The organism is Sulfitobacter sp. HI0129 (genome assembly GCF_001635395.1).
In the GTDB taxonomy this organism is placed as follows: domain Bacteria; phylum Pseudomonadota; class Alphaproteobacteria; order Rhodobacterales; family Rhodobacteraceae; genus Sulfitobacter.
Genome location: NZ_LWGH01000304.1, coordinates 1 through 5,154, shown reverse-complemented (window position 1 = coordinate 5,154; position 5,154 = coordinate 1). Strand labels below are relative to the sequence as shown.

The following is a 5,154-nucleotide window of genomic DNA, read 5'->3' as shown; positions in this document are numbered from 1 at the left end:
GAAGCGATCAGCGTCTGGAAGGACCGTTTCGGCCAGACCCGGCTCACCACGATATCGGACGATAATTTCCTGCCTATACAATCCACCCGGATGACCGAGTTCATCGTGACGGAGTAATTGGCTGCGGCGGGTCGCTGTCGTACGTTGATCAAGCTTCCTGTCACGCAGCAACTAGTGGCTGATCCCGCACGCTCTGCGCGATTGATTGCCAAGAGGTTGAAAAATCGCTTTGCGGAAAATGCAGGCTGTGCAACGCTGCGGGTGAGTTCAACAAATGTAAAGGAGGTGATCCAGTGTCAAGAACGGTATTGGAGAGAGGTGTCGGAACAGCTTGGGAGGTTTCCTGCTAGGGCAAACCCCGGCAGTCGAAGTCACCAGGTTGATCGCAGGGTCTTACCGGCTCCGCCTCCTGAAACCATTCGATTGGGCCGCTCCCTATCGGGGGCGGCCCATTTCATTTGAGTAATCGTTTCACACGCTTCCCGGGGCTGTCGCATGGGCATCGAGCGCCCGCCAGGCCGACAATTCTTCGTCGAAAATCTCGGGCGTCACGGGAAGGATGCTCGACAGGCCGTCCAGCAGCTCGTTCACATGCGCCCCGTCTCCCACGACGATATAGCGCCGTAGGTTGCCATCCGCGCGAAACCACGCCTTGATCGCGTCCCAGTCGAATGTGTCCGCCGGGGCGGCCGGGATGTACCGGTCGAAAACAATCAACAGATCGACGGTGTCCCGCTCATCGAACACAGAATTCAAAAAGCTGGCGAGGGCGTCCATCTGTTCCGCGTCGATCCCTCCGGTCACGCGCAGGGCAATCAGGTCTTCGCGGCTGGTGCCGATCTGCGCCACCGCGGGGAGGGTGAGCATCTGTGTCATCGCGGGTCCTTCGCAGTCTGGGAGTCGCAGGATCAACGCCCCTTCACCCTGCCCCGTTCCGATGCGATGATGGGGCCAAGGGGGCACGATGCTGCATATCACCAAAGACGTCGCGATACAGGACTGGGAGATTACCGAAAGCTTCGTGCGGTCCTCCGGACCCGGGGGGCAGAACGTCAACAAAGTCGCAACGGCGGTGGAACTGCGGTTCGAGGCCGCGACCTCGCCTTCCTTGACGGGCCCCGTCAAAGCCCGGCTTAAACGGCTTGCCGGGCGCCGCTGGACCAACGAGGGCGCGCTGATCATCCAATGCGACGAAACCCGCTCGCAGGCGCGGAACCGCGATATTGCCCGCGACCGGCTGGCCGATCTGATCCGGGGCGCGCTCACTCCGCCGAAGCGGCGTATCCCCACGCGGCCCACCCTGGGGTCGAAGAAGCGCAGGCTCAAATCGAAGAAGGCCCGGGGCGAGATCAAAGCGCTGCGCGGCAAGGTCGATCCCCCCGGCTGAGCGGACCGATCAGCCGCGTCTCAGCAGGTAGATGTCCATGATCCAACCATGGGCCGCGCGCGCCTCGGCCCTTTGCCGGATGATGCGTTCGCCTACCTCCGCCAAAGGGCCCGAAATGGCGATTTCATTCGGCATGCCGGCATATGCGCACCACCAGATGTGCAGATTCTCGGGCGGCAAGACCGTGAAGCTGCATTCGCCATCCAGCATGACCGCGACCGTATCCACGCCTTCGGGCCAGCCACCGTCTCGCAGGCGCCGCCCTGTGGTGATGGTAACAGGCGCGCCGACATCGTTCAGCGGAATAGCATGGGTGGCCGTGAGCGCCTGAAGGGATGTGATGCCGGGGATCACCTCGATTTCCGGGCGGGGGACGAGCCGTTTCGCGATCCGCAGCGTCGAATCGTAGAGCGACGGATCCCCCCAGACCAGCAGGCCGAACCGTTCGGCTCCGCTTTGGCCTTCCATCGCCTTCATCCAGACCTCGGCAATGGCATCGTGCCAGTCCTCCACGCGCCTGCGATAGTCCGGCGTCTCGGGGTCCCGTGTTGGCAGATCGAATTCGACGATATGCGTCCGGTTCCCGGTAATGACCTCTTGGCAAATCCGCATACGCAGTTCTGCCAGATCGGCCTTGTCCGGCCCCTTGCGGGGGATCAGTATGACATCCTGCGCATTGATCGCCTTCGCCGCCTGCAGTGTCAGATGATCGATATTCCCTGTGCCGATCCCGATGAGAGTGAGCTTCATCCCGGTATCCTCGCCATCGCCTTCATGCGCAGCCCGCCAAGCACCCGGGCATCCGCGAATGTCCCATCGGGGGACCGGGCGTAGAGTTCCGCGAACCGGCGCAGTTCCGGCAGATCGGCAGCGGTGATCTCTCCGAACAGATAGGCCACCTTTCCCGTCGCGCGGAATGCGACCGTCTGGTCCCGGGCGCAGCCGGACATGCATTCAACCCCCTCTACCGGGATCCCCTCCGGCAGGGCCTCGCGCAAAGTCTCGAGAAACCCGACGCGACCCAGCGAACAGGTGGTGCAAACGAAAGCCTTCAAGGATCGAACTCCGCCAGCGGGCCGTAGAAGATGAGCGCGGGCGTGCTGCTCGGTGCGGATTGCAGATGCGTGGCGAGCTCTTCTATCGTCATCCGGGTGATCTTCTGCGCGGGGGTGGAAACCGCTTCGGCGAGCATTGCCGGGGTCTGTGGCGCGAGACCATGCGCGATCAGCCGCGCGGCCAGTTCCGCAAAGGTACGTTTGCCCATGTAGATGACCGTCGTTGCCATGGGATCGGCAAGCGCGGCCATGTTGACGTCGGACGGCAATCCGCCGGTCACATCCGCGCCGGTAATGAATTGCACCCGCCGTGCGGTCAACCGCCGCGTCAGTGGAATACCCACGGCAGCCGCCGCCGCCGAGGCGCTGGTCACGCCCGGGACCACCTCATAGGGGATGCCGGCGCCGCGCAGGGCGGTGATCTCTTCCTCCAGCCGCCCGAACATCCCGCTGTCACCGGATTTCAGGCGTACCACACGCTGGCCCGTCCGCGCGTAATCGACGAGAACGCGGCTCACATGGTCCTGCTTGGGGGAGGCGCGACCCGCGCGTTTTCCCACACCGATCAGGTCGGCATCGTCGCGTGCATGGGCAAGTATCGGGCCGGACGACAGGTCATCGAACAGCACCGCGTCCGCCTCTTCCAGACGGCGGACGGCCTTTACCGTCAGCAGTTCGGGATCTCCCGGGCCCGAGGAAACGAATGAGACGAAGCCGGTCACGATGCAACGGCGATCATGTGAAAGAATGTCCCGGTAGCCTGACCGCCCCCTTCGAACCGGCGGACAGAACCCGTTTCGGGAACGTCCTGATCATTGGCGTCGCAAATCCTTGCCAAGGGAGCATCCGGTTCGGAAAGGATGGTGGCATAGTGGAATTCATGCCCGCGCAACATTGCCCGCGCCGAGTGCCCCGGGATCGGCGCGTTGAGGTCGGCGCGGCGATAACCGAGGTGCATTTTGCGCGTGGCAAAGGATGTCTCCAGCCCCAGCAGCCCAGCCATACGGTGGCGTATGCCATCCCGATCCACCAATCCCGCCCCCATCGCCATGTAGCCCCCACACTCTCCATGCACCGGTTTTGTCTGCGCAAAGGTCTGCAACCCATTGCGGAACCGTTCGGCTGCAGCGAGGCGACCGGCATGCAATTCCGGATAGCCGCCGGGCAGCCAGCAGACGTCCGCATCTGGGTCCGGGGCTTCGTCGGCCAGCGGGGAGAACGGCAGAACCTCAGCCCCCGCCGCGCGCCATCCGGCGGCGAGATGCGGATAGACGAAAGCGAAGGCGTCGTCCTTCGCGAGGGCCACGCGTTGCCCCGGCGGGGTGATCACAGCGGGTGGCAGCGTTTCGCCATAGGTGCCCGCGGCGGCGGCCCGCAGGGCAGCAATGTCGATATGTTCGGTTACAAACGCGGCGGCCTGCGACAGGATATCGGGCAGGTTTTCCTGCTCTCCCGCCTGCACGAGTCCGAGGTGTCGTTCCGGCATCTCGATCTCCTTGCGGCGCGGCAGGCTGCCCAGCACGCGGATGCCCACCTGTTCCATCCCGACCCGCACCAGCGTTTCGTGACGCGGCGATGCCACCCTGTTCAGCACGACCCCGGCAAGCGTCACGTCGGGCCGCATCCTGCTGAAACCAAGCGCGGTGGCCGCGACGGACTGCGCCGCCCCCGACACATCCAGCACCAGCACAACGGGCCAGCCCATGCGCGCGGCGATATCGGCGCTTGCGCCGTTTCCGCAGGCCCCCGGTTTGGCGACCCCGTCGAAAAGGCCCATCGACCCTTCCGCGAGGATCATGTCCGCACCTGACGCATTACCGACCAGCCCGGCGATGTCCGCATCGGGCATCGACCAGCTATCCAGATTGAAGGAGGCACGACCAGACGCAGCCGTATGGAACGCGGGATCGATGTAGTCAGGCCCGCTCTTGAAAGGCTGGACGGTCACCCCCTGCGCCCGCAGCGCCGCGAGCAGCCCCAGCATCAGCGTGGTCTTGCCAGCCCCGGAGGAGGGGGCAGAGATCAGGAGGCCGGGGGGGATCATGTTTCCTCCGGGAAGCGGGGCGCGGTTCCGACCGGGCGGAAGCGGCGGTCATAATCTCCGGCATAGAGCCTGCTTTCGCCAAAGTCCTCCGCCCCGATGGCATGGCCCACGAGGATGAGCGCCGTGCGCTCCATTTCTTCACCGATTGCCGTGCGCAACGTGCCGAGCGATGCTTTCACGATGCGCTGATCGGGCCAGCTTGCACGCCAGACCACGGCGACCGGACAGTCTTCTCCATAATGCGGGGTCAGATCGGCAACGACCTTTTCGAGCACGTGAACGGAAAGGTGGATGGCAAGGGTGGCGCCCGTTTTGGCAAAGTTCGAAAGTGTCTCGCCCTCGGGCATGGCGGTCGCCCGCCCGGATGTCCGGGTGAGCACGACCGATTGCGCCACCCCCGGCAACGTCAGCTCCGCGCCCAGTTCGGCGGCGGCTGCGGCAAAGGACGGCACGCCCGGCGTGACGTCATAGGCGATCCCCATCGCGCGAAGGCGGCGCAGTTGTTCGCCCATGGCCGACCACACTGAAAGGTCCCCCGAATGAAGGCGCGCGACATCATGGCCGGCGGCGTCCGCAGCGGCGATCTCTTCCATGATCTCATCGAGCGACATGCGCGCCGTATTCACCACGCGCGCGCCTTCATTCGGGGGACCTTTCAGTGTGGTCGG

Annotated in this window: 7 protein-coding genes; 1 reads left to right on the top strand and 6 read right to left on the bottom strand. The window is 64.4% G+C overall.

Annotation, left to right across the window (positions count from 1 at the left end):
* Nucleotides 1–471 precede the first annotated feature (471 nt).
* Nucleotides 472–876, bottom strand: coding sequence for an STAS/SEC14 domain-containing protein (locus tag A3764_RS07060; protein WP_067926562.1), 405 nt, complete (start codon nt 874–876; stop codon nt 472–474).
* An 88-nt stretch (nt 877–964) separates the two neighbouring features.
* Between A3764_RS07060 and arfB the strand changes: the two genes are divergently transcribed.
* Nucleotides 965–1,387: an alternative ribosome rescue aminoacyl-tRNA hydrolase ArfB gene (gene arfB / locus A3764_RS07055; RefSeq protein ID WP_067926559.1), complete on the top strand. Its 423-nt coding sequence runs from the start codon at nt 965–967 to the stop codon at nt 1,385–1,387.
* A gap of 9 nt (nt 1,388–1,396) precedes the next feature.
* Here arfB and cobF read toward each other — a convergent pair whose 3' ends face one another.
* The 5 genes from cobF to A3764_RS07030 all read right to left on the bottom strand — a co-directional run.
* A complete protein-coding gene (cobF, locus tag A3764_RS07050; RefSeq protein WP_067926556.1) occupies nt 1,397–2,137 on the bottom strand; it encodes a precorrin-6A synthase (deacetylating) in 741 nt (246 codons plus the stop codon).
* On the bottom strand, nt 2,134–2,442 hold the full coding sequence (locus A3764_RS07045; protein ID WP_067926553.1) for a DUF1636 domain-containing protein: 309 nt from the start codon (nt 2,440–2,442) through the stop codon (nt 2,134–2,136). Before A3764_RS07045 ends, cobF begins: the two co-directional genes overlap by 4 nt.
* Nucleotides 2,439–3,164, bottom strand: a complete 726-nt coding sequence (gene cobA, locus A3764_RS07040; protein WP_067926550.1) for a uroporphyrinogen-III C-methyltransferase — start codon at nt 3,162–3,164, stop codon at nt 2,439–2,441. The genes A3764_RS07045 and cobA overlap by 4 nt, the downstream gene beginning before the upstream one ends.
* Nucleotides 3,161–4,486 carry a cobyrinate a,c-diamide synthase gene (locus A3764_RS07035; protein ID WP_067926547.1) on the bottom strand — a complete coding sequence of 442 codons (1,326 nt, stop codon included), beginning with the start codon at nt 4,484–4,486 and terminating at the stop codon, nt 3,161–3,163. The genes cobA and A3764_RS07035 overlap by 4 nt, the downstream gene beginning before the upstream one ends.
* On the bottom strand, nt 4,483–5,154 hold a 672-nt coding region (locus A3764_RS07030), incomplete at its 5' end, for a cobalt-precorrin-4/precorrin-4 C(11)-methyltransferase (RefSeq protein WP_067951378.1). The genes A3764_RS07030 and A3764_RS07035, both read right to left, overlap by 4 nt.